The organism is Bradyrhizobium tropiciagri (genome assembly GCF_001189845.1).
GTDB classification, from domain to species: domain Bacteria; phylum Pseudomonadota; class Alphaproteobacteria; order Rhizobiales; family Xanthobacteraceae; genus Bradyrhizobium; species Bradyrhizobium tropiciagri.
This window is the reverse complement of the sequence record NZ_LFLZ01000034.1, coordinates 71327-92601: the sequence shown is the minus strand read 5'-3', so window position 1 is coordinate 92601 and position 21275 is coordinate 71327. Positions and strand designations below refer to the sequence as shown.

Sequence of the window (21275 nt, the reverse complement as noted above, 5' to 3'; positions counted from 1 at the left end):
TGAGGGGCTTTCGCCGCATATACTGTTATAGTTTCGATGCGGAGACTCCCCCTCACCCGGAACGCATCTGGCGATGCGTTCGACCTCTCCCCGCACGCGGGGCGAGGTGAAGCATAGTCCGCCGCCGACACTCACTCCGGCCGTCCCGCGGCGTTGAGGATCAGCCGCGCGATCGGCTCGGGCTGCGAGATCAGCGCCAGATGGCTGGCCTTCAGCTCGATCGTGGTGGCGCCCATCCGCTTCGCCATGAAGCGTTCGAGATCCGGATTGATGGTACGGTCCTCGGTGGAGACCGCGTAATAACTCGGCTTGCTGCGCCAGGCCGCATGGCTCGTCTTGCCGGTGAGCAGCTGCTTGTGGAACGGCTGCTGCACGGCATAGAGCACCTTGGCCTTTGCCTCCGGCAGGTCGCCGGCGAAATCGCGCAGGAACGCGGCTTCACTCAACCGGCCTTCGTCGCCGTCGAACACGATGCCGGCGCTTGCCGGCGGTGTCGGATAGGTTTTGGCCAATGCGGTGTAGTCCTCGTCCGCATCGGGCGCGCGCGCGGCGACATACACCAGCGCCGAAACATTCGGATGCATGCCGGCCTCGGTGACGATCATGCCGGAGAAGGAATGGCCGACCAGAACGGTCGGGCCATCCTGTCGATCGAGCACACGCTGCGCCGAGGCGACCGCTTCCGGCAGCGTGGTCAACGGATTCTGCGCCGATGTCACATTGAGCCCGGCGGCCTGCAGGCGCGGGATGACTTCGGACCAGCAAGAGCCGTCGGCGAACAGGCCGTGCACCAGCACGACGTTGCGCGCCCTTACCGGCGGCGTAGTTGCGGCCATGCCGCGCGAGGACACCAGCGAAGCTGCCGCGCCGGCAAGCAGGGCGGTCGAGAAAGTGCGTCTGTTCATCATCATGACAAGGGCTCGGATGGAAGGAGTGGCGAAGCGCGCCCACCTGCGGCGAGCGGACAACCTCTCCTACGCACGCAACCGCGTGTGGTTACGCATGAGGAGGCCCAGGGTGTCGAGATCAAGGATAGTTGAACAGGCGGGAAGATCGACGATCGTTCACGTTCGGGGCGCGGCTGTGATTGCGGAAGCAAGCTTCAAATCAACCATCTCGCTTGGGGCCACCCCTCTCCCCACCCTCCCCCGCAAGGGGGAGGGAGCCTGACTAGTGTACTCACCTCACGTGGGGCCACTCGTTGCGCGTCAGAAATGTGAGGGACGCACCGGCGGATGGGTTCCCTCCCCCCTTGCGGGGGAGGGTCAGGGAGAGGGGTGCCGCTTGCTCCGTTGCCCGAAAAAATCCCCGTGAAGCCGTCATCGCGCGGTCTCTCCAGCGACCAATCCGTCCCCTCGCCGCCCCCTGTTCCCGGCCGTTCCAACGAGATTCGTATTGAACGCTTGGGCTTAGGCAAATTTTAAACCGGGAGGCGTAGCTTACCCCTTGCGAGTTCAGTGGTTGAGAGTTTGTGAGTACGCCATGACAGAACCCCATCGCCCGAGGGTGAAATACGTCATCGGGCCTGACGGCAGCCCGTTAACGATTGCGGATTTGCCGGCCCCCGGTACCAAACGGTGGGTCATCCGCCGCAAGGCCGAAGTCGTCGCTGCGGTCCGCGGCGGCCTGCTCTCCCTCGAGGAGGCCTGCAGCCGCTACACGTTGACCGTCGATGAATTCCTTTCCTGGCAGTTCTCGATCGACCAGCATGGTCTGGCCGGACTGCGCACCACCCGGATCCAGCAGTACCGGCAGTAAATCCCGTCAATACAAGTGGCATTTGACGAAAACCGGCTTCGCCCCGCGAAGCCGGTTTTTTTCATGTCCGCGATTTTGCCGCGGTCCTTAACCTTCGTTAACCATATGGAAACCATACCCTAGGCAATATTTGCCCAGTCGGACCCGCGTGGGCCGAATCCCTGGGGGCCGTTGGTGCAAAGTCTGGTTGCTTTCCTGAGAGGTCTTGGTGCGGCCCGCCTCGCGGCCATGGTTGCAGTCACCGCGGCCCTGATCGGCTTCTTCGCCTTCGTCATCATGCGCGTCACCACGCCGCAGATGACCACCCTCTTCACCGACCTGTCGACCGAGGATTCCTCGGCCATTATCAAGGAGCTGGAGCGCCAGGCGATCCCGTTCGAGCTGCGCAATGACGGCGCCGCGATCATGGTGCCGAAGGACAAGGTGACGCGGCTCAGAATGAAGCTCGCCGAGGGCGGCATGCCCAAGGGCGGCGGCGTCGGCTACGAGATCTTCGACAAGTCGGACGCGCTGGGCACCACGAGCTTCGTCCAGAACATCAATCATCTGCGGGCGCTGGAGGGCGAACTCGCCCGCACCATCCGCGCCATCGACCGCGTCCAGGCCGCGCGCGTCCACCTCGTGCTGCCGGAAAAGCCGCTGTTCTCGCGCGAGACGCCGGAGCCGTCGGCCTCGATCGTGCTCAGGGTGCGCGGCGCGCTGGAGCCGCAGCAGATCCGCGCGATCCGCCATGTCGTCGCCTCCGCGGTCAACGGGCTGAAGCCGCAGCGGGTCTCGATCGTCGACGAGGCCGGCCAGTTGCTCGCCGACGGCGCCCAATCCGACGCCGATGCCGCTGTCGGCGACGAGCGCCGCGCCGCCTTCGAGAAGCGGATGCGCAAGCAGGTCGAAGACATCGTCTCCTCGGTGGTCGGCGCCGGGCGCGCCCGCGTCCAGCTCTCCGCCGACTTCGACTACAACAAGATCACCCAGACCTCGGACAAGTTCGACCCCGAGGGCCGCGTGCTGCGCTCGACTCAGACCCGCGAGGAATCGAGCCTCACCGCCGACAATTCCGGCCAGGTCACCGTCGCCAACGAGCTGCCGGGCAGCCAGAACCAGGACAACGCCGCCCGCGCCCGCGACCAGAGCAAGAAGAGCGAGGAAACCAACAATTACGAGATTTCCCGCACCACCAAGACCGAGGTGACCGAGCTGGGCGCGTCAACCGCATCTCGGTCGCGGTGCTGGTCGACGGCGCCTACTCCAAGAACGAAAAGGGCGAGATGGTCTATCAGGACCGCACCAAGGAGCAGCTCGACCGCATCGCCGCCCTGGTCCGTTCCGCGATCGGCTTCGACCAGAAGCGCGGCGACCAGGTCGAGGTCGTCAACCTGCGCTTCGCCGAGCCGCCCGCTTCGCAGCCGATCAGCGAGCCGACCGGCCTGCTCGGCATGCTGCAATTCACCAAGGATGACGTTATGTACGTCATCGAGCTCGGCGTCATGATGATGCTCGGCCTGGTCGTGCTGTTCATGGTGGTCCGCCCGCTGGTCAAGCGCATCGTCGCGGCCGATGTCATCCCGGCGCTGTCAGGTGGCGGCGTGCCGGCGCTGGCCGAAGCTCACGCCGAGAGCGCCGGGGCGACCGGCCAGGCGCTGATTCCGGCCGGCAGCGGCGCAGCGCAATTGATCGACGTCGCCCAGATCCAGGGCCAGGTGCATGCCCAGGCCGTGCACCGGGTCGGCGAACTCGCCGAGCGCAATCCGAACGAGACCGTCTCCATCGTCCGTCAATGGCTGAGCGAGCCGGTAGAGAACTGACATGGCCGCCGTACCCCAGACCACCAACGCCAACGACATCGCAACCGTCCTCTCGACGCTGGCGAACCGGCAGAGCGCCCGGCCCAAGGGCAAGCCGCTGCCCGGCCCGAAGCGCGCCGCGATCCTGATGCTCGCGCTCGGCGAGCAATATGGCGGCAAGATCTGGTCGATGCTCGACGACGAGGAGGTCCGCGAGCTGTCGGTGCACATGTCGACGCTCGGCACCGTCGAGGCCGACGTGGTCGAGGATTTGATGCTGGAATTCGTCTCGCGGATGTCGGCCTCCGGCGCGCTGATGGGCAATTTCGACGCCACCGAACGGCTGCTGCAGCAATATCTGCCGGCCGAGCGCGTCACCGGCATCATGGATGAGATCCGCGGTCCCGCCGGCCGCAACATGTGGGAGAAGCTCTCCAACGTGCAGGAAGAGGTGCTCGCCAACTACCTCAAGAACGAGTACCCGCAGACCATCGCCGTGGTGCTGTCGAAGCTGAAGCCGGAGCATGCCGCGCGGGTGCTGGCGATCCTGCCCGAGGACATCGCGCTCGACGTGGTCGGCCGCATGCTGCGCATGGAGGCGGTGCAGAAGGAAGTGATCGAGCGCGTCGAGCAGACGCTGCGCACCGAGTTCATGTCGAACCTGTCGCAGACCCGTCGCCGCGACGCCCACGAGGTGATGGCCGAGATATTCAACAATTTCGACCGCCAGACCGAGACCCGCTTCATCACCTCGCTGGAAGAGGAAAACCGCGAATCCGCCGAGCGCATCAAGGCGCTGATGTTCACCTTCGACGACCTGATCAAGCTCGATTCCGCCTCGGCCCAGACCCTGATGCGCAACATCGACAAGGACAAGCTCGGCGTCGCGCTGAAGAGCGCCAACGAGGAGGTGCGCAGCTTCTTCCTCGGCAACATGTCCTCGCGCGCCGGTAAGATGCTGATGGACGACATGGCCGCGATGGGCCCGGTGCGACTGCGCGACGTCGACGAGGCGCAGGCGCTGCTCGTCAACCTCGCCAAGGACCTCGCCGCCCGCGGCGAGATCACCCTGACCAAGAACCGCGCCGACGACGAGTTGGTGTACTGATGGCCGCACCCGCAAAATTCCTGTTCGACACCGACTTCTCGGCCCCCGACCGCGCCCGCGAGCGCGCGCCGACGCCCGCCGAGGTCGCCCAGAAGGTCGCCGACGCCGAAGCGCGGGCTTACCGCGCCGGCTATGAAGCGGCGCTGCGCGAGGCCAAGGTCGAGAGCGACCGCCGCGCGGCACAGGCGCTGGAAGAGATCGGCACCGCGATCAAGGGCATCGCCGCCCGCTTTGCCGGCATCGAGATGCGGATGGAGACCGAGGCGGTCGACGTCGCGGTCGCGGTCGCCCGCAAGCTCTGCGCCGAACTGGTCGCGCGCGAGCCGCTCGGCGAGATCACCGCGCTGGTCTCCGACTGCTTCTCGCATCTGGTGGCAACCCCGCATCTCGTGGTCCGCATCAATGACGCGCTCTACGAGGCGGCGCATCACAACATCGAGCAGATGGCGGCGCATTACGGTTTCCAGGGCCGGCTGGTGATCCTGGCCGAGCCGACCATTGCGACCGGCGACTGCCGGATCGAATGGGCCGATGGCGGCGTCGTGCTGGAGCGCGCCGCGATCGAAGGCAAGATCAACGAACTCGTCGGGCGCTATCTGGCGTCCCGCGGCGAGGCAGGCTGAAGGCGATTGAGGGCTGAACCATGAGCGACACCGACACCCAAGTCCCGCTTCCCGATCTCAATTCCGCCGACGCGCCCGGGATCGACGACATCGGCTACAACGAGGACGAGAATGCCGCGCGCATCGCGGCGGACCTCGAGGCCGTGTTCGACGTACCGGTGCAGGTCTCGGCGGTGCTCGGCCGCTCCAAGATGGACGTCGGCGACCTCCTGAAGCTCGGACCGGGCACCGTGCTCGAACTCGACCGCCGCGTCGGCGAGGCGATCGACATCTACGTCAACAACCGCCTGGTGGCGCGTGGTGAAGTGGTGCTGGTGGAAGACAAGCTCGGCGTGACCATGACCGAAATCATCAAGGCAGAACGCTCTTAAACGAACTTAGGCGGTAGCGCGCGGAACCTGCGCGACCAGACGAACAGGAGATCATCATGCGGCTTCTCATCGTTGGCACCCTGAAGGGCCAGCTCACGACCGCGACCAAGATCGCGATGGACAACGGCGCCTCCGTGACCCACGCCGAGGCCGCCGAGCAGGCGATGAATGTGCTGCGCGGCGGCAAGGGCGCCGACCTCCTGCTGGTCGATGTCGGCCTCGACATCCGCGACCTCGTGATGCGGCTCGAGGCCGAGCACATCCATGTGCCGATCGTCGCCTGCGGCATCTCCAACGACGCTCGCGCCGCGGTCGCCGCGATCCACGCCGGCGCCAAGGAATACATCCCGCTGCCGCCCGACCCCGAGTTGATCGCAGCGGTGCTGGCCGCGGTCGCCAATGACGCGCGCGACCTGATTTATCGCGACGAGGCGATGGGCCGGGTGATCAAGCTGGCGCAGCAGATCGCCGGCTCCGACGCCTCCGTGATGATCACCGGCGAGTCAGGCACCGGCAAGGAAGTGCTGGCGCGCTATGTCCACTCCCGCTCAGCCCGCGCCAAGCGGCCGTTCATCTCGATCAACTGCGCCGCGATCCCGGAGCACCTGCTGGAATCCGAACTGTTCGGCCATGAGAAGGGCGCCTTCACCGGCGCGGTGGCGCGCCGCATCGGCAAGTTCGAGGAAGCGACCGGCGGCACGCTGCTGCTCGACGAAATCTCCGAGATGGATGTCCGCCTTCAGTCGAAGCTCTTGCGCGCGATCCAGGAGCGGGTGATCGACCGCGTCGGCGGGACCAAGCCGGTTCCGGTCGACATCCGCATCATTGCGACCTCGAACCGCAATCTGTCGGAGGCGGTGCGCGAAGGTACCTTCCGCGAGGACCTGCTGTTCCGCCTCAACGTCGTCAACCTCAAGATCCCGCCGCTGCGCGACCGTCCGGCCGACATCCTCGAACTGGCGCAGCACTTCGCCAAGAAATACGCCGAGGCCAACGGCCTTCCGGTCCGCCCGATCTCGACCGAGGCCCGGCGCGTCCTGACCGCGAACCGCTGGCAGGGCAACGTCCGCGAGCTCGAGAACACCATCCATCGCTCGGTCCTGATGGCGCAGGGCGACGAGATCGGGCCGGACGCGATCCTGACCCCCGATGGCGACCGCCTCGACCTTGCCAAGACCGCGCCCGCGGTGGCGCACGCGACGCTCGCCGCCGAGCAGGTCACCCGCGCGCTGGTCGGCCGCACCGTCGCCGACGTCGAACGCGACCTGATCCTGGAAACGCTGAAGCACTGCCTCGGCAACCGCACCCACGCGGCCAACATCCTCGGCATCTCGATCCGCACGCTGCGCAACAAGCTGAACGAATATGCCGACGGCGGCATCCCGATCACCCCGGCCGGCAACGGCGCGCCCGACTATCAGCGCATGGCGAACGCCGGGTAGGAAAAGGAGAGGCGGCGGAGCCATCCCGCCGCCTGCCCTGCCTCACGAATAGCTGGGCGCGTCGGGCTTGCGGAAGATCCGGATCGGATCGCCCGGCGTGATGTCGCGGCCGGTGAACGCCGCGTAGGCATAGAGCGCGAGATAAGCGACGGCGATCGCGCCGACGAGATAGAACAGCCAGGCTCCCAGGCGCTTCATCGAACCGTCACGTCTCCGAAACATCCGCGGCTTTTAGTGCGCTTGCCGGGAAAGCGCCACGCCCAACATGCCGCGCCGGCTGCCTCGCCGTTGATCCCTTGAAACTTGCAGCCAGTTGCCGTATTCAATCTCCTATTGCGCTTTTATATTTCGACAACTGGAGAGTGATATGGCCCTTTACGTGCAGACCGCCGGCACCCTGTCCACCAGCTCCGCAACTCTTACGCCGATGCAAGGCCTCAGCCTGACGATCCCGGAGGGCGTCGGCACCACTGCGATCATCACCCTCAACGTTCCGAATCCCTACGCCATGGGCAACGATATTCCGGGCGGCGTGTTCGGCGTCACCGTCAATGGCACGGCCTCGCCGGTCGTCGCGAGCTTTACCTACAATGAAGGAACCCCGTCGAGCTTCGGCCGCGTCCCGACCACGCTTGTCGTCGGCATTCCGCTGAGCAATACGGCTCAGACCATCCAGGCCGTATGGGCCGGCGTTCGCGGCAGCAACGTGATCATCGACAGCCCGGCGTCGCTGAGCGCAGTCTACTGAAGGCCGATCCGGACCGGCAACGCTGCGCTGAAGCATGACTCGGAAAAGTGCGAAGCGGTTTTCCGGATCCTGCTGGAACGAGAATCTCAAGCGCGATGGTGATTCAATCTCATCGCGCTTTAGGCACGCCCGGAGCATGGACGTGACGCGACGGCAGGCTGACCTCGGCCAGCCGCGCGGCGTCTTCGTCATGGTCGATCGCGACATATTCGCCGTGCCAGTAGGCCAGCGCGGCGGTGCGTTGTGATGCGATCACGTCGAGCACGCGGCCGATGACGATCGCGTGCGAGTGCCGCTCGATGATCTCCTCGAGCTCGCAGTCGACGGCGGCGAGCGCGCCGACCAGCAGCGGGACGCCTGAGGCGCGCGTCGTCCATTCGGCGCCCTCGAACCGGTCGGCGCCCTTCAGGCCGCCCTTGCCAGTGAAGCGCTCGGCGATGTCGAGCTGATCCGCGGTCAGGATGTTGACGCCGAACACGCCATGACGGGCGATCAGCTGATACGACGAGGCTGCGCGGTTGATGCTGACGATCAGCGACGGCGGCTCGACCGACAGCGACGACACCGAAGTCACCGTCATCCCCGAGATCTCTTTGCCGCGCCCGGCCGTGATGACGCTGACGCCGCCAGTGAGGTGGCGCATCGCAACGCGGAAGTCGGCGGCCGCCACCGCGGGCTCGATCGAAACATTGCGGACGAGGGAATTCATGGCGACCTCACAGAGTGTCTTCGCTGCCTTCAAGCAGATGCTTCAGGATCTCGCCTTCCAGCGCGGCAAGCTCGGCCGAGCCACGCCGGCGTGGCCGCGGCAGATCGATCGTGACATCCTCGGCGATCCGGCCGTCCTCGATGACCAGCACGCGGTCGGCGAGCGCGACGGCCTCGGCGACGTCGTGCGTCACCAGGATCGCGGTGAAGCCTGGTCGCGCCAGACCCGCTCCAGCAATTGCTGCATCGAGATCCGCGTCAGCGCGTCGAGCGCGCCGAGCGGCTCGTCGAACGCCAGCACCCGCGGCTGGCTGACCAGCGCCCGCGCCAGCGCGACGCGCTGCTTCTGGCCGCCCGAGAGCACCGACGGCCACTGGGCGCGCTTGTCGCCGAGGCCGACCTCGACCAGCGCGCGCTCGGCACGCGCCTGCGCATCGGCGGAGGAGCGCTCGCGCCCCAGACCCACCTCGACATTGGACAGCACCCGCGCCCAGGGCAGCAGGCGCGGCTCCTGGAACATGACACGGACGTCCTGCGCCCGCGGCTGCTCGCCGAACGCGATGCTGCCCGCCGTCGGCGCGTCGAGGCCCGCGATCAAACGCAGCAGCGTGCTCTTGCCGCAACCGCTGCGGCCGACGATCGCGACGAACTGCCCGGCCGGAATGTGCAGGTCGATGCCGCGCAGCACCTCATTGTCGCCGAACGCCTTGCGCAAGCCACGGATGGTCAGCGACAGTCCGCGGGCCACATTTTCGGTCACCCGCCGCAGGTACCGCGGCTTCACGACGATGTCGGCGTCGTCGACCGGCTCGGCGTCAACGGGCTGGAAACGAAGCGCTTCTTGCATTCTCATTCTCACTTCTTCTGGAAAGCCGGGTGCCACGACAAAGTGAGCCGCTCCAGCGCCCGGGAGGCGCTGTCGGCGAGCTTGCCGAGTAGGGCGTAGATCAGGATCGAGAGCACGACGACGTCGATCAGCATGAACTCGCGTGCCTGCATCGCCATGTAGCCGAGGCCTGACGAGGCCGCGATGGTCTCGGCGACGATCAAGGTCAGCCACATGATGCCGAGCGCAAAGCGCAGGCCGACGAAGATCGAGGGCAGCGCGCCGGGGAAGATCACCCGACGGAACAGCTCGCCGTCGGTCATGCCGTAGATGCGCCCCATCTCGATCAGCTGCGGATCGACGGTGCGGATGCCGTGCAGCGTGTTGAGATAGATCGGGAAGAATACACCGAGCGCGACCAGGAATAGTTTTGCCGACTCGTCGATGCCGAACCACAGGATGACCAGCGGGATCAACGCCAGATGCGGGATGTTGCGCACCATTTGCAGCGTGGTGTCGGTAAGTTTTGCCGACAGCTGCGACAGCCCGTTGGCAAGGCCAAAGGCGAAGCCGATGCCACCGCCGATGACGAAGCCGATCGAGGCGCGCCAGAAGCTGACCCAGATGTTGCGAACCAATTCACCAGATAGCAGCAGTTTCCATCCCGCCAGCGCGACATCGGTCGGCGCCGGCAGCACGCGCGAGGGGACAAAGCCGGTGACGCAGGCGAGCTGCCAGATCAGCACGATCGCGAGCGGCACGATCCAGGGGATCAGGCCGTCGACCTTCGGAAGCTTCGGTGCGCCGACGCGCGGTAAACTGTCGATCAAGCTCATGATTGCGATGCCTGCTTTTGCGGACGGTAGTCATTGCCGATGGTTTCACCGAACGGCCCGGTGTTGACGCGGATCGGCGTCACATTGCCCGGCTGCGCCAGCGACAGCAGCGGGAACACGAGCTCGGCAAAGCGATAGGCTTCCTCGAGATGCGGGTAACCCGACATGATGAAGGTATCGACGCCGACGTCCTGATACTCCTTGATCCGCGCCGCAACGGTTGGGGGATCGCCGACCAGCGCGGTGCCGGCCCCGCCACGCACCAGGCCGACACCGGCCCAGAGGTTCGGGCTGATCTCGAGCTTGTCGCGCCGGCCGCCATGCAGCTGCGCCATGCGCTGCTGGCCGACCGAGTCCATCCGCGCGAAGATCTTCTGCGCGGCGGCGACGGTGTCGTCGGTGACGTACTGGATCAATTCGTCGGCGGCCTTCCAGGCCTCGGCATTGGTCTCGCGCACGATCACATGCAGGCGGATGCCGAACGACAGCTTGCGGCCGCGTTGCGCCGCCACGGCCTTCACCTTGGCGATCTTCTCGGCGACCTGCGCCGGCGGCTCGCCCCAGGTCAGGTATTTGTCGACGGTGTCGACCGCGACGTCGATGCCGGCATCCGACGAGCCGCCGAAATACAGCGGCGGCCGCGGCGATTGCACCGGATTGAACAGCAGACGGCCGTCCTCGATCCGGATGTGCTTGCCTTCGACGTTGACGGTCTTGCCGGCGAGCAGATCGCTGTAGACGTTCAGGAACTCGCGGGTCACCGCGTAACGCTCGTCGTGGTCGAGAAAGATGCCGTCGCCCTTGTTCTCGACCGGATCGCCGCCGGTGACGACATTGATCAACAGACGCCCGTTCGATAGCCGGTCCAGCGTCGCGGTCATGCGCGCGGCGACGCTCGGCGATTGCAGGCCGGGCCTGACCGCGACGAGATACCGCAGCCGCTCGGTCCAGGGCGCGACGGCCGAGGCCACCACCCAGGAATCCTCGCAGCTCCGGCCGGTCGGCAGCAGCACGCCGTAATAGCCGAGCTGGTCGGCGGCCTGCGCGATCTGGCGCAGATAGTTGAAGTTCACCTCGCGGCCGCCAATCGACGTGCCGAGATAGCGGCTGTCGCCATGGGTCGGCAGGAACCAGAGGATGTTGGCGTTGGTTGGGGTGCTCATGTGCCCGGCCTCCATGCGACGTCGGAAATCCTGATTTGTTTCGGGATCAGGCCGAGCGCGAAGAACGTGTCGGCGACCTGCTGCTGGTCTGCGATCACGGCATCGGTGACCGGCTTGATGCCGTAGGCCTGCCGCTTCAGCGCGACCTCCACCACCGGCACCGACAGGCCGATGGTCGGCGCCAGTTGCTCGGCAACGGCGTGGATGTCGCCCTTGGCCCAGTCATCGACCTCGCTGAGCTGCGCCAGCACGAGCTCGACGATCTTCGGATCGTCCTGCAAGAACTTCTTCGAAGAGAAGTAGAACTGATAATTCGCGACGATACCGGTGCCGTCGGCGATGGTGCGGGCGCCGGTCGCCGCCTCCGCCGCGGCCTGGAACGGATCCCAGATCACCCAGGCATCGACTGCGCCGCGCTCGAACGCCGCGCGCGCATCGGCGGGCGCCAGGAACACCGGCTCGATCTCGGAATATTTCACTCCGGCTTTCTCCAGCGCCTTCACAAGCAGATAATGGACGTTGGAGCCCTTGTTCAGCGCGACCTTCTTGCCTCTGAGGTCGGCGACCGATTTGATCGGGCTGTCCTTCGGCACCAGGATCGCCTCGCCCTTCGGCGCCGGCGGCTCATAGGCGACATACTGCAGCGGTGCACCGGCGGCCTGCGCGAAGATCGGCGGCGCTTCGCCGGTGTTGCCGAAATCGATCGCGCCGACATTGAGCGCTTCGAGCAGCGGCGGCCCCGACGGAAACTCGGTCCAGACGACCGAGTAACCGACCGACTTCAGCTTCTGCTCGAGCGAGCCCTTGCTCTTGAGCAACACCAGCTTGCCGTATTTCTGGAAGCCGATGCGGACCACCTTGTCCTGACCGTAGGACGCGCTGACGGTCGCCGCGACGATGCTGACCGACAGCACCGCGCGGGCAATCCAGCGCCGGAATAAACGCGTCATGGGAATATCCTCTGCATTGAAATGGCCAAACGCGCGCCGATCAGGTCTGGGTATTGCGCCAGACGATGTCGCGGATCGCGATCTGCTTCGGGATCAAGCCCAGCTTGAAAAAGCGGTCGGCAACCCCCTGCTGGGTCGCAATGACGTCGTCGGTCACGGGGCCGACCGAGAAGCCCGCCCGCCGCGCCGCGATGGTCTGGATATCGAGCGGCACGCCGGTGACGGCAGCGAGCGATTTCGCGACCTCGTCGGGATGCGCCTCCGCCCATTTCGCGCTCGACGTCGTGACATCGACGATCTGCTGCAACAGGGCGCCGTGCCGGTTCGCGAAGTCGCGATTGGCGATGTAGAACGCGTTGGTCTTGGTGACGTCGCGGGTGTTGATCAGGATGCGGCCGTTCTGCCTGGTCTCGGCGATCGCGAAATACGGATCCCAGATCGCCCAGGCATCGATGCCGCCATTGGCGAAGGCAGGGCCGGCGTCCGGCGGCGTCAGATAGACCGGCGTGATGTCGTCATAGGTCAGCCCGGCCTTCTCCAGGGTCTGGATCACCACGTTATGCGCGCTGGATCCCTTGGTGAAGCCGACACGTTTGCCCTTGAGGTCGGCGATGGTCTTGATCGCCGAATTGTGCGGCACCAGGATGCCCGATCCATTGATGATCGGCTGGGCCGCCGCATAGACGATTGCCGCACCCGCGGCCTGCGCGAAGATCGGCGGAGAATCGCCGACGGCGCCGTAATCGACGCTCCCGACATTCATCGCCTCCATCATCGGCGGGCCGGATGAGAACTCGACCCATTTCACGCTGACGCCCTGCGGCTTGAAATGATTTTCCAAGGCCTCGCGCTGCCGCGTGATAACCAGCACGCCGTTCTTCTGATAACCGATACGAATTTCCTTCGTGTCCGCCTGCGCCTGCGCGCTACGTGACAGCGCAGCTGACGCGGCTGTGACGAGCGACAGCTGGAGGAACTCACGACGCTTCATTCCAAGATTCTCCTGACGATCAAACGCGCTATCGGGCGCGCGATCATGCGATGTCAGGATGATGGGGCGCGCGAATGAAGCTGTCGAGCACCGCACAAAAATAGCGATAGCAGCACTTCGGTGCGGGCATCGCGCGTGCCGTTTCTTTTAAGGCGCCGATCGCATGTAGCGAATTATTTTCCTCACGGGATCGCGAGGTCGCTGCACATCAATTGATCAGCCTGCGGCGGCGGCTTTCGATCCGACATTGACGGCGAGTTTACCGTAGCGGTCCGAGAACGCCTGGGTGTCGATCTCCTCGAGCTGGATCGAGCCGTCGAGCACGCCCTTCTTCCAGGCATCGTGCTCGGGATCGTGCTGGAACTCCGGCATCACTTCCTTGCTGAACAGCTCGAGCGACTCGCAGATGTGCTCATGCGTGTTCTTGCCGGCCTGGTTGAGCAGAATCACCTGGTCGATATGCGAGGCGCGGAAGCGCCGCAGCTTCTTCCGCAATGTTTCGGGCGAGCCGATCAGGCCGCCGCGCAACGCCGCCTCCTGCGCCTCAGGGTTCTCACGCTTCCACTTGTTGTACTCGTCCCACATATTGACGGTGCCGGGCGCCGGCCGCTGCCGGTTCTGCGACTGGCCGTAGTAGCGCAGCGCGAACTGGAAGAAGGTCGCGCCGTCGGCGCGCCGGCGCGCTTCCTCATCCGTCTTCGCGCACATGAAGAACGAGACCAGCGCCATGTTGGGATTGATCTCATAGTCGGCGAGCTTCTTCAGCCGCTTGGTGATCGCGTTGTAATAGGCGTGCACCCAGGCATGCGCCGCTTCGGCGCTGACGAACTGGAAACCGAGTGCGCCAAATCCATTCTGCCCGGCGCGTTCGATCGTCGGCAACTGCGAGCAGGCCATCCAGAGCGGCGGATGCGGCTTCTGCACCGGCTTCGGCACCACGTTCCGCAACGGGATGTCGAAATACTTGCCGTGATACTCGGTGCCGACCTTGGTGAACATCGGGAAGATCGCTTGCACCGCCTCCTCGAACACCTCGCGCTTGGTCTCCATGTCGCGGCCGAACGGCGTCAGCTCGGTGATCGAGGCGCTCTCGCCCATGCCGAACTCGCAGCGGCCGTTCGACAGCAGATCGAGCACCGCGACCCGCTCGGCGACGCGCGCGGGATGATTGGTGGTGAGCTGGAAGATGCCGTGGCCGAGCCGGATATTTTTCGTGCGCTGGCTCGCGGCAGCGAGGAAGGATTCCGGCGCCGGCGAGTGCGAATATTCCTCGAGGAAGTGATGCTCGACGACCCAGGCGTAGTCGTACGCCAGCCGATCGGCGGTCTCCAATTGTGTCAGCGCATTCTGGTAGAGCCTGAGCTCGTCGCCGTCGTTCCAGGGGCGCGGCAGTTGCAGCTCGTAAAAGATGCCGAATTTCATGGCGTCATCACTCCCAAGGTCGTGTCCTCGACCACTTGCCGTGGTCCCGACCGCTTGTTGTTTTGGATCAGTCTAGTGGCGGGGAAGGCCAAGTCCAGCCTCGGGGGTGAAACTCCAATTCCGTGCAGCGGGAGGCGGCTTGCCTGGAACGCATGAATGTTTAGCTTGTCTTGGTGTGAGTCGCGGCGCTATCGGTCGCGCGCTCCTTTCTCCGAAAGCTCATGACCACCTTTACGCCGCATCAGGATTCCGCGCTGAAAGCCGTCGCCGACTGGCTGAAAGCCAAGCCCGGCCAAAACGGCACGCCGCCGGTGTTCCGCCTGTTCGGCTATGCCGGAACTGGCAAGACCACACTCGCCCAGCACATCGCCGAGGGTGTCGACGGCGAGGTGAAGTTCGCGGCGTTCACCGGCAAGGCCGCGTTGGTGATGCGCAACAAGGGCTGCGACAGCGCCTCCACGATCCACTCGCTGATCTACCGCGCCCGGGAATCCGGCGTCGAGCAGCCGAGCTTTGAGCTCTGGGACGACGCGCCGGCCTCGAAGGCCAAGCTGATCGTGATCGACGAATGCTCGATGGTCGACGCCGAGCTCGGCCGCGATCTGATGTCGTTCGACTGCCCGCTGCTGGTGCTCGGCGATCCCGCGCAATTGCCGCCGATCCAGGGCGGCGGCTTCTTCACCGACGCCGAGCCGGACGCGATGCTGACCGAGGTGCACCGCCAGGCACAGGACGATCCGATCGTGCGGATGTCGATGGACATCCGCGAGGGCCGCGAGCTCGAGATCGGCCGTCATGGCGAGAGCGAGGTGGTGTCGCGCAAGGAGCTCGATCCGGACCGCGTGATGAGCGCCGACCAGGTGCTGGTCGGCCGCAACAACACCCGCCGCGCCTACAACATGCGGGTGCGGCAGCGGCTGAACATCGAGGATCCGCTGCCGGTCGCCGGCGACAAGCTGGTCTGCCTGCGCAACAACCGCAAGAAGGGCCTGTTCAACGGCGGGCTGTGGCGGGTGAAGGCGCGCGCGCAGTCGAAATCCAAGATCATCACCATGCGCGTGATGCCCGACGAGGATTTCGGCTACAAGGTCACCAAGGTTTCGGTGCGCGGCGAATGTTTCGACGGCGGCGTCGAGGGCGTGCCGTGGGAGCAGCGCAAGCCCTATGACGAGTTCGACTACGGCTATGTGCTGACCGTGCACAAGTCGCAAGGCTCGCAATGGGACGACGTCGTGCTGTTCGACGAGAGCTTCGCATTCCAGGACTCGCGCGCGAGGTGGCTGTACACCGGCATCACGCGGGCGGCGAAGCGGCTCAGCGTCGTGGTGTGACGTGCCGCGCACTCCCTTCCCATCTCAAAAAACAGAGAAGCCGTTCATCCCGTCATCCTGAGGAGCCGCAGAGCGGCGTCTCGAAGGATGCACGGCCCGGCTACTGGCCGTGCATCCTTCGAGGCTCGCTCCGCTCGCACCTCAGGATGACGGGGCGCACACCATCTACCCCCTTGAACGGCCGCGATTTTATTCACGAAACCGTGTGGCCGGCGCCGTAACAAAACGTCCCCTCGCCCGTATTTTGAAGCGTCGGAGCAGCCCGGCCCGGTTTGCCAATGCCGGCCTCCGCTCTAGACTGGCCCCCAATTGCGATCCCACGAGGAACCCATGCCCAAGAGCTCCCTCAGCCGTCTCTCGCTTTGCGCCGCCGCGATCGGCGCGCTGGCGGTCGCCGCTTTTGCCGTTGCGCCCTCGCTTGCTGCCGAGGACGCCGTGGTCATCCCGCCGCCGGCGGCGAGCGCGCCTGAAACCGGTATCAAGACCGCGGTGCTCGCCGGCGGCTGCTTCTGGGGTGTGCAGGGCGTGTTCCAGCACACCGCCGGCATCGTCAGCGCGGTGTCCGGCTACTCCGGCGGCAGCAAGGCGAATGCCGACTATGAGAAGGTCTCGACCGGCACCACCGGCCACGCCGAGTCGGTCGAGATCAAATACGACCCGCAGAAGATCTCCTACGGCAAAATCCTGCAGATCTTCTTCTCCGTCGTGCACGACCCGACCCAGCTGAACCGCCAGGGCCCCGATTCCGGCACGCAATATCGCTCGGCGATCTTCACCACCAGCGAGGAGCAGAAGAAGGTGGCGGACGCCTATATCGCCCAGCTCAACGCCGCCAAGGTCTACAAGAAGCCGATCGTCACCAAGGTCAGCACGCTGGAGGCGTTCTATCCGGCGGAGGGCTACCACCAGGACTATCTGACGCTGCACCCGAGCCAGCCCTATATTGCGTATAACGACATCCCGAAGGTCGAGAACCTGAAGAAGATCTTCGCGGAGAACTACATCGAGAAGCCGACGCTGGTGAGCAGCACCAAGGTCACCAACTGAGGGAACAGTCTCCGTCATTGCGAGGAGCGAAGCGACGAAGCAATCCATCGCATCCCTCACACTGGATTGCTTCGCTTCGCTCGCAATGACGCCAACAAGGGAGTTTCCATGTCCGATACCAAAACCGACGGCAAGGTCCGCAAGAGCGAGGCCGACTGGCGCAAGGAATTGACGCCGATGCAGTACGCCGTGCTGCGCGAGAAGGCGACCGAGCGGCCGTTCACCGGCGAATACGAGCATGATCCCCGCAAGGGCACCTATGTTTGCGCCGGCTGCGGGCAGACGCTGTTCGAGTCCGACCAGAAGTTCGATTCCGGCTGCGGCTGGCCGAGCTTCTCCAAGCCCGCGATCGAGAGCCATGTCGACGAGGAGCGCGACATGAGCCACGGCATGATCCGCACCGAGGTGCTGTGCTCGAAATGCGACGGCCATCTCGGCCATGTCTTCAACGACGGCCCCGGCCCGACCGGCCTGCGCTACTGCATCAACTCGGCGGCGCTGAAGCTGAACGAGAAGAAGTAACGGCCTCCGGGCCTGACGGGCCGAATAATCCATCGGCCCGTCGAACGTTTGATCGGCCCCGCGCGACCAAGAACCGGTCGCGCGGGGTTTTGTTTTGGCGCGGCCATCCTTCCGCGCGCCTCAACCCAAGGAAATTTTGATGTCACGGATTCCAGGAAAGCTTTTGTTCGGTCTCGGTCTTGCCAGCGTCATCATGGGGAGCACGGTGAGCATGCCGGCATTCGCCGCCGACAAGATCTCGCTGTTCAAGGTCATCACCTCCAAGGACGAGATCGTCATCGGCCTGACCGATGCCGATCTCGCGCAGGTCGAAGGCCAGAACGCGGGCGGCATCGCCAAGATGCTGGTCGCCAAGGGCTCGATGAGCGTTTGGCAATACGCCGTGCACAAATCCGCCTCCGGCGATCTCGAACAGGCGCCGCTGCACAAGGTCGGGCTGATCGCCCATGACTCGCTGCGGGTCGAGCCCTATCCGACCCCGCTGAAGGTGCTTCCGATCGACGAAAGCAAGAAGTGACGGCGAAGCCGTCATCCCGGGGGCAGTCCCAACGGGTCGGCGCTTCCCGCCGACGGGTGACAGGTCCGGACCGAGATTCCCCAATTCGCAATTGCGAATTGGGGTTCGTGCCCGCATCGCCCCGAAATGACGCCGAAGTTAACGACTCGCGGGCCGGAATGTGCTTTGCTTGGAATCCGCGGGGCCATCGGCGTCTCGCCGTGCGGCTGCCGCCTGTTCTGAGGAGGGCGCCATGTCGCTCGGATTGATCCTCATCATCCTCCTGCTGGTAATCCTGCTGGGCGGCTATAGCGGCCGGATCCGCGGCTATGGCTATGGTCTCGGCCACTCCGGAATGGGGCTTTTCGGGGTGATTTTGATCGTGGTCGCGATCCTGGCCTGGCTCGACAAGATTTAATTCTCATAAGCCATTGAAATAAATAGACTTATTTCACTGCACGCCGTGCCATGCGCGGATTCAGCATGTGCTGCCGGGGGCGCTTCTGGGGTCGCATTTTTGTCAAAGAGGCCTATATTAGGGATCGAAATGACATGTACGGCGCGCCGCCAAGTACAGGCCGCCGTCCCCCAAATCCCTTTCGCCACGCTAACTGCCAAGAACACAAGAGGTCGTCGACCATGCGTCCCCTGCGTCCGTTCAACTACAATACGTCTGCCGAACTGTTTCCTGCCGCGATCCGCAAGAAGAAGCGGGCGGGCTTCGCGTACCGCCGTTTCGGCACCGCTGCCGAGGCCGTGCAGTTCGCGATGGAGCAGCTGCCGGCGGATTCGCTGAACGGCGCCTATCTGCAGGTCGAGGAAGCCCGTTTCGACCAGAACGGCATCCGCTCGCTGTATGAGAGCGAGGCGTTCCCGCTGCCGCGCCGTCCGCGCCCCGCCGCCAGCCAGACCGACGCCGACGCCGCATAAGATTTTCTGCTGATCGCCTAACGAAAAGCCCTCGGACGATCCGGGGGCTTTTGTTTTGGGGAAGACTCCCTTTTTGCGCATAATCTGATCGGAAGACCGCGGCGCACTTTTCCGGATTATGCGCTAGAGCCGCGGCTGCTTGTCGAGCCAGCGCCGCAGCATCCGCACATTGCGGATATTGGCGCGGAACATGACGTCGAACGCATCGCCCGCCACCGGCACCATGCCGACCACGCCGTCGACGGCGACATTGGCGAGCATCCGCGCGGTGATGTGCCAGGGCGCACCCAGCAGCCGGGCCTCGCGCACCAGCCACAGCGAGATCGCGGTCGTGATGAGATCGCCGACCACGGGGATCAGGCCGATCAGCCCGTCGATGCCGTAGCGGACATTGGTGCCCGGAAGGACGAAGGCAACGTCGAGCAGCTTTGCGATCATCTCCAGCCGCGCGAGCCGCTCCTCGCGCGTCAGATTGCCGAACGGATTGGCACTGGAGTTGCGGAAGTCGAAGCGGAAGCCTTCCTGAAAGCCCTGGAACTGCGGATGCAGCGGACCATCTGAGAGCTCGCGCCCGTCCTGATCGATCACCTTGCCGCGCGCCTGCGCTCCGCCGAATGGCGGCCGCGATCGCGTGGCGTGGGGCGTGAAAATGTCGTCCTCGGGCATGGCCATCACATGGTAACGCAGGCAAGCGGTTCAAGTTGCGTCACATTACCACTGTGTCACGTTCGAGGCTGTCACGCGCAAGGCCATCACGTGCCGCGCGCAGCCGACGGCGTCAAGCCGAAGCGGCGGCGGAAACAGCGATTGAAGTAGGACAAATCGTTGAACCCGCAATCGAAGGCGATGTCGCTGATCCGCCGCTCACTGTCATGCACCAGCAATTCGGCGGCCTTGGTCAATCGCAGTTCGGTCAGCCGCATGGTGAAGCTCGCCCCCGCCTCGTAGAGCAGCTCGTTGACGTAGCGCTCCGACAGGCCGGTTGCGGCAGCGAGCTTGTACGCGGAGAAATCCGGCTCGGTGAAGCGCTTCTCCAGGATCATCAGCAATGACTTCAGCCTGACTGCACGAAGCCCGCGGCGCTGCGCTGCGGCCGCAAGATCGCCGCGGGCGCCGAGGCCGAGCGCTGCGAGATCCAGCAGGTGCGCGGCGATGGCGAAGCCGGCCTCATCGACCGCGTCAGACGATTGCAGCAGCAGGTCGCTATAGTCCATCGCCAGCGACAGCGCGCCGCCGGGCGCGAGCTCGCGGCCGACCAAATCATCGCGCCGGCGACCATGGATCGCAAGGTCGCCATTGGCAGATGGACATTGGTGAAGCGCTTGTGGTGCGCGCCGTCGGCGGTGAAGAACGGCTCGTCCAGCTTGAGCAGCACCATCGCGCCCGGCCGCATCTGGAATTCGCGCCCACGATGGGTCACCGTCGAGGCGCGGTCGCCGGTATTGCGCGCGAGGCAGTAACGGTCGTCATTGGTCGCCAGCACCTGGCGCCGCTCGCGCCGCACGGTGGTGAAGCTGCCGTTGCAGCGGCCGAGCAAGGTGGTGCCGATATGGATCGAGTTCATCGTCGCGCGAAACGGCACCAAAGGTGACGGGTCGAGCTCGCCGGTGTTGGAGAAATGCTCGAACAATTCGGCGAAGAACATGTAGCGCTGCCGCTCGCCGAGGCCCGGCGGCAGCATGTCGGTCGACAGCCTTTTCTTGATGACGGACATCTGAAGGACAGGACCAAGGTGCAGGCCGGCAGTCTGGCCGCCACCAGATGAACGGCAGATGAAACCTACCATCTCATCGGCGGTCTGCGCACAGCGCCGGACAGTCCAAGTCCGGAATTCTCCGGCGCTTCCCAGTCCAAGACGCGCGCGCCGCGAGGGGCTTACCGATGGCGCCGGGCTCGCAGCCAGGAAAGACCGCTCAAAGTGAGCCTCCGCACACAAGCGGGCCAGCCAGAGGAGACCATGGGATGAAGACTTCCGCGATCCGCAAGGTGTTGCTCGGGGTTGCTATCACCACCAGCATCGGGATCGGCTATGCGATCGGTGCCCAGCCGCACATGGACGAAAGCCTTGCAATGCTGCAATCGGCGCGCGCCGAACTCACCAAGCAACGCCGAACAAGGGCGGCCACCGCGAGCGCGCGCTCGGCCTGATCGATCAGGCGATGGGGGAAGTGCGCGCCGGCATCGCGTTTGCCGGCGGCGGCGGCTAATTCACTGACGAATGA

Annotated in this window: 23 protein-coding genes and 3 pseudogenes; 14 read left to right on the top strand and 12 right to left on the bottom strand. The window is 64.9% G+C overall.

What is annotated here, in order from left to right:
- Positions 1–131: 131 nt before the first annotated feature.
- A complete protein-coding gene (locus tag AKN84_RS25215; protein ID WP_050423282.1) occupies positions 132–911 on the bottom strand; it encodes an alpha/beta fold hydrolase in 780 nt (259 codons plus the stop codon).
- A gap of 571 nt (positions 912–1482) precedes the next feature.
- On the opposite strand from AKN84_RS25215, the gene sciP reads away from it, so the two are divergent.
- The 6 genes and pseudogenes from sciP to flbD all read left to right on the top strand — a co-directional run bounded on the left by sciP (position 1483) and on the right by flbD (position 7083).
- Positions 1483–1758 (top strand): CtrA inhibitor SciP, encoded by a 276-nt coding sequence (sciP, locus tag AKN84_RS25210; protein WP_002714638.1) that lies wholly within the window; start codon positions 1483–1485, stop codon positions 1756–1758.
- Positions 1759–1932: 174 nt separating this feature from the next.
- A pseudogene (gene fliF / locus AKN84_RS25205) lies at positions 1933–3560 on the top strand (flagellar basal-body MS-ring/collar protein FliF).
- Position 3561: 1 nt separating this feature from the next.
- Complete coding sequence (gene fliG / locus AKN84_RS25200) at positions 3562–4647, top strand: flagellar motor switch protein FliG (RefSeq protein ID WP_021077001.1); 1086 nt, start codon at positions 3562–3564, stop codon at positions 4645–4647.
- Positions 4647–5270: a FliH/SctL family protein gene (locus AKN84_RS25195; protein WP_050423281.1), complete on the top strand. Its 624-nt coding sequence runs from the start codon at positions 4647–4649 to the stop codon at positions 5268–5270. Before fliG ends, AKN84_RS25195 begins: the two co-directional genes overlap by 1 nt.
- A 20-nt stretch (positions 5271–5290) precedes the next feature.
- Positions 5291–5641, top strand: coding sequence for a flagellar motor switch protein FliN (fliN, locus tag AKN84_RS25190; RefSeq protein ID WP_050423280.1), 351 nt, complete (start codon positions 5291–5293; stop codon positions 5639–5641).
- Positions 5642–5697: 56 nt separating this feature from the next.
- Positions 5698–7083, top strand: a complete 1386-nt coding sequence (gene flbD, locus AKN84_RS25185) for a sigma-54-dependent transcriptional regulator FlbD (RefSeq protein WP_050423279.1) — start codon at positions 5698–5700, stop codon at positions 7081–7083.
- A 42-nt stretch (positions 7084–7125) separates the two neighbouring features.
- On the opposite strand, the gene AKN84_RS48160 is transcribed toward flbD, so the two are convergent.
- Positions 7126–7281, bottom strand: coding sequence for a hypothetical protein (locus tag AKN84_RS48160; RefSeq protein WP_167351875.1), 156 nt, complete (start codon positions 7279–7281; stop codon positions 7126–7128).
- Positions 7282–7450: 169 nt separating this feature from the next.
- Between AKN84_RS48160 and AKN84_RS25180 the strand changes: the two genes are divergently transcribed.
- A complete protein-coding gene (locus tag AKN84_RS25180; protein ID WP_050423278.1) occupies positions 7451–7831 on the top strand; it encodes a hypothetical protein in 381 nt (126 codons plus the stop codon).
- A gap of 109 nt (positions 7832–7940) precedes the next feature.
- Here AKN84_RS25180 and AKN84_RS25175 read toward each other — a convergent pair whose 3' ends face one another.
- From AKN84_RS25175 to AKN84_RS25145, 7 genes and pseudogenes are all read right to left on the bottom strand, one after another.
- Positions 7941–8540 (bottom strand): flavin reductase family protein, encoded by a 600-nt coding sequence (locus AKN84_RS25175; protein WP_050423277.1) that lies wholly within the window; start codon positions 8538–8540, stop codon positions 7941–7943.
- 7 nt (positions 8541–8547) lie between these two features.
- A pseudogene (locus tag AKN84_RS25170) lies at positions 8548–9386 on the bottom strand (ATP-binding cassette domain-containing protein).
- 8 nt (positions 9387–9394) lie between these two features.
- A complete protein-coding gene (locus AKN84_RS25165) occupies positions 9395–10201 on the bottom strand; it encodes an ABC transporter permease subunit (protein WP_050402878.1) in 807 nt (268 codons plus the stop codon).
- Positions 10198–11364, bottom strand: a complete 1167-nt coding sequence (gene ssuD / locus AKN84_RS25160; protein WP_050423294.1) for an FMNH2-dependent alkanesulfonate monooxygenase — start codon at positions 11362–11364, stop codon at positions 10198–10200. Before ssuD ends, AKN84_RS25165 begins: the two co-directional genes overlap by 4 nt.
- A complete protein-coding gene (locus AKN84_RS25155) occupies positions 11361–12314 on the bottom strand; it encodes a sulfonate ABC transporter substrate-binding protein (RefSeq protein ID WP_050423276.1) in 954 nt (317 codons plus the stop codon). Before AKN84_RS25155 ends, ssuD begins: the two co-directional genes overlap by 4 nt.
- A gap of 40 nt (positions 12315–12354) precedes the next feature.
- The gene (locus AKN84_RS25150) at positions 12355–13305 is read right to left on the bottom strand and encodes a sulfonate ABC transporter substrate-binding protein (protein ID WP_050423275.1); all 951 of its coding nucleotides are present in this window, start codon (positions 13303–13305) and stop codon (positions 12355–12357) included.
- A gap of 216 nt (positions 13306–13521) precedes the next feature.
- A complete protein-coding gene (locus tag AKN84_RS25145; RefSeq protein ID WP_050423274.1) occupies positions 13522–14727 on the bottom strand; it encodes an LLM class flavin-dependent oxidoreductase in 1206 nt (401 codons plus the stop codon).
- Between the two features lie 221 nt (positions 14728–14948).
- On the opposite strand from AKN84_RS25145, the gene AKN84_RS25140 reads away from it, so the two are divergent.
- The 6 genes from AKN84_RS25140 (at position 14949) to AKN84_RS25120 (ending at position 19053) form a co-directional block, all read left to right on the top strand.
- Positions 14949–16058, top strand: a complete 1110-nt coding sequence (locus tag AKN84_RS25140; protein WP_050423273.1) for an ATP-dependent DNA helicase — start codon at positions 14949–14951, stop codon at positions 16056–16058.
- 330 nt (positions 16059–16388) lie between these two features.
- Entirely contained in the window at positions 16389–17105 is a 717-nt protein-coding gene (gene msrA / locus AKN84_RS25135) for a peptide-methionine (S)-S-oxide reductase MsrA (RefSeq protein ID WP_050423272.1), read from the top strand.
- A gap of 108 nt (positions 17106–17213) precedes the next feature.
- Positions 17214–17627: a peptide-methionine (R)-S-oxide reductase MsrB gene (gene msrB, locus AKN84_RS25130; protein ID WP_050423271.1), complete on the top strand. Its 414-nt coding sequence runs from the start codon at positions 17214–17216 to the stop codon at positions 17625–17627.
- 139 nt (positions 17628–17766) lie between these two features.
- The gene (locus tag AKN84_RS25125) at positions 17767–18144 is read left to right on the top strand and encodes a hypothetical protein (RefSeq protein WP_244485482.1); all 378 of its coding nucleotides are present in this window, start codon (positions 17767–17769) and stop codon (positions 18142–18144) included.
- Positions 18145–18376: 232 nt separating this feature from the next.
- Positions 18377–18541, top strand: coding sequence for a DUF3309 family protein (locus AKN84_RS45975; protein WP_074131060.1), 165 nt, complete (start codon positions 18377–18379; stop codon positions 18539–18541).
- A 221-nt stretch (positions 18542–18762) separates the two neighbouring features.
- A complete protein-coding gene (locus AKN84_RS25120; protein WP_016844322.1) occupies positions 18763–19053 on the top strand; it encodes a hypothetical protein in 291 nt (96 codons plus the stop codon).
- A 123-nt stretch (positions 19054–19176) separates the two neighbouring features.
- Here AKN84_RS25120 and AKN84_RS25115 read toward each other — a convergent pair whose 3' ends face one another.
- From AKN84_RS25115 to AKN84_RS25110, 3 genes are all read right to left on the bottom strand, one after another.
- A complete protein-coding gene (locus AKN84_RS25115) occupies positions 19177–19725 on the bottom strand; it encodes a DUF4112 domain-containing protein (protein WP_050423270.1) in 549 nt (182 codons plus the stop codon).
- 80 nt (positions 19726–19805) lie between these two features.
- Positions 19806–20096 carry a helix-turn-helix domain-containing protein gene (locus AKN84_RS49290; protein WP_244485481.1) on the bottom strand — a complete coding sequence of 97 codons (291 nt, stop codon included), beginning with the start codon at positions 20094–20096 and terminating at the stop codon, positions 19806–19808.
- Positions 20097–20107: 11 nt separating this feature from the next.
- A complete protein-coding gene (locus tag AKN84_RS25110) occupies positions 20108–20767 on the bottom strand; it encodes a hypothetical protein (RefSeq protein ID WP_244485480.1) in 660 nt (219 codons plus the stop codon).
- Between the two features lie 248 nt (positions 20768–21015).
- Between AKN84_RS25110 and AKN84_RS25105 the strand changes: the two are divergent.
- A pseudogene (locus tag AKN84_RS25105) lies at positions 21016–21260 on the top strand (hypothetical protein).
- The last annotated feature ends 15 nt before the right edge of the window (positions 21261–21275 follow it).

What these genes read in the sequence shown, in the direction of transcription:
- AKN84_RS25215 (WP_050423282.1), bottom strand. Translation starts at nt 911, where the DNA reads ATGATGATGAACAGACGCACTTTCTCGACCGCCCTGCTTGCCGGCGCG.
- sciP (WP_002714638.1), top strand. Translation starts at nt 1,483, where the DNA reads ATGACAGAACCCCATCGCCCGAGGGTGAAATACGTCATCGGGCCTGAC.
- fliG (WP_021077001.1), top strand. Translation starts at nt 3,562, where the DNA reads ATGGCCGCCGTACCCCAGACCACCAACGCCAACGACATCGCAACCGTC.
- AKN84_RS25195 (WP_050423281.1), top strand. Translation starts at nt 4,647, where the DNA reads ATGGCCGCACCCGCAAAATTCCTGTTCGACACCGACTTCTCGGCCCCC.
- fliN (WP_050423280.1), top strand. Translation starts at nt 5,291, where the DNA reads ATGAGCGACACCGACACCCAAGTCCCGCTTCCCGATCTCAATTCCGCC.
- flbD (WP_050423279.1), top strand. Translation starts at nt 5,698, where the DNA reads ATGCGGCTTCTCATCGTTGGCACCCTGAAGGGCCAGCTCACGACCGCG.
- AKN84_RS48160 (WP_167351875.1), bottom strand. Translation starts at nt 7,281, where the DNA reads ATGAAGCGCCTGGGAGCCTGGCTGTTCTATCTCGTCGGCGCGATCGCC.
- AKN84_RS25180 (WP_050423278.1), top strand. Translation starts at nt 7,451, where the DNA reads ATGGCCCTTTACGTGCAGACCGCCGGCACCCTGTCCACCAGCTCCGCA.
- AKN84_RS25175 (WP_050423277.1), bottom strand. Translation starts at nt 8,540, where the DNA reads ATGAATTCCCTCGTCCGCAATGTTTCGATCGAGCCCGCGGTGGCGGCC.
- AKN84_RS25165 (WP_050402878.1), bottom strand. Translation starts at nt 10,201, where the DNA reads ATGAGCTTGATCGACAGTTTACCGCGCGTCGGCGCACCGAAGCTTCCG.
- ssuD (WP_050423294.1), bottom strand. Translation starts at nt 11,364, where the DNA reads ATGAGCACCCCAACCAACGCCAACATCCTCTGGTTCCTGCCGACCCAT.
- AKN84_RS25155 (WP_050423276.1), bottom strand. Translation starts at nt 12,314, where the DNA reads ATGACGCGTTTATTCCGGCGCTGGATTGCCCGCGCGGTGCTGTCGGTC.
- AKN84_RS25150 (WP_050423275.1), bottom strand. Translation starts at nt 13,305, where the DNA reads ATGAAGCGTCGTGAGTTCCTCCAGCTGTCGCTCGTCACAGCCGCGTCA.
- AKN84_RS25145 (WP_050423274.1), bottom strand. Translation starts at nt 14,727, where the DNA reads ATGAAATTCGGCATCTTTTACGAGCTGCAACTGCCGCGCCCCTGGAAC.
- AKN84_RS25140 (WP_050423273.1), top strand. Translation starts at nt 14,949, where the DNA reads ATGACCACCTTTACGCCGCATCAGGATTCCGCGCTGAAAGCCGTCGCC.
- msrA (WP_050423272.1), top strand. Translation starts at nt 16,389, where the DNA reads ATGCCCAAGAGCTCCCTCAGCCGTCTCTCGCTTTGCGCCGCCGCGATC.
- msrB (WP_050423271.1), top strand. Translation starts at nt 17,214, where the DNA reads ATGTCCGATACCAAAACCGACGGCAAGGTCCGCAAGAGCGAGGCCGAC.
- AKN84_RS25125 (WP_244485482.1), top strand. Translation starts at nt 17,767, where the DNA reads ATGTCACGGATTCCAGGAAAGCTTTTGTTCGGTCTCGGTCTTGCCAGC.
- AKN84_RS45975 (WP_074131060.1), top strand. Translation starts at nt 18,377, where the DNA reads ATGTCGCTCGGATTGATCCTCATCATCCTCCTGCTGGTAATCCTGCTG.
- AKN84_RS25120 (WP_016844322.1), top strand. Translation starts at nt 18,763, where the DNA reads ATGCGTCCCCTGCGTCCGTTCAACTACAATACGTCTGCCGAACTGTTT.
- AKN84_RS25115 (WP_050423270.1), bottom strand. Translation starts at nt 19,725, where the DNA reads ATGGCCATGCCCGAGGACGACATTTTCACGCCCCACGCCACGCGATCG.
- AKN84_RS49290 (WP_244485481.1), bottom strand. Translation starts at nt 20,096, where the DNA reads ATGATCCTGGAGAAGCGCTTCACCGAGCCGGATTTCTCCGCGTACAAG.
- AKN84_RS25110 (WP_244485480.1), bottom strand. Translation starts at nt 20,767, where the DNA reads ATGTCCGTCATCAAGAAAAGGCTGTCGACCGACATGCTGCCGCCGGGC.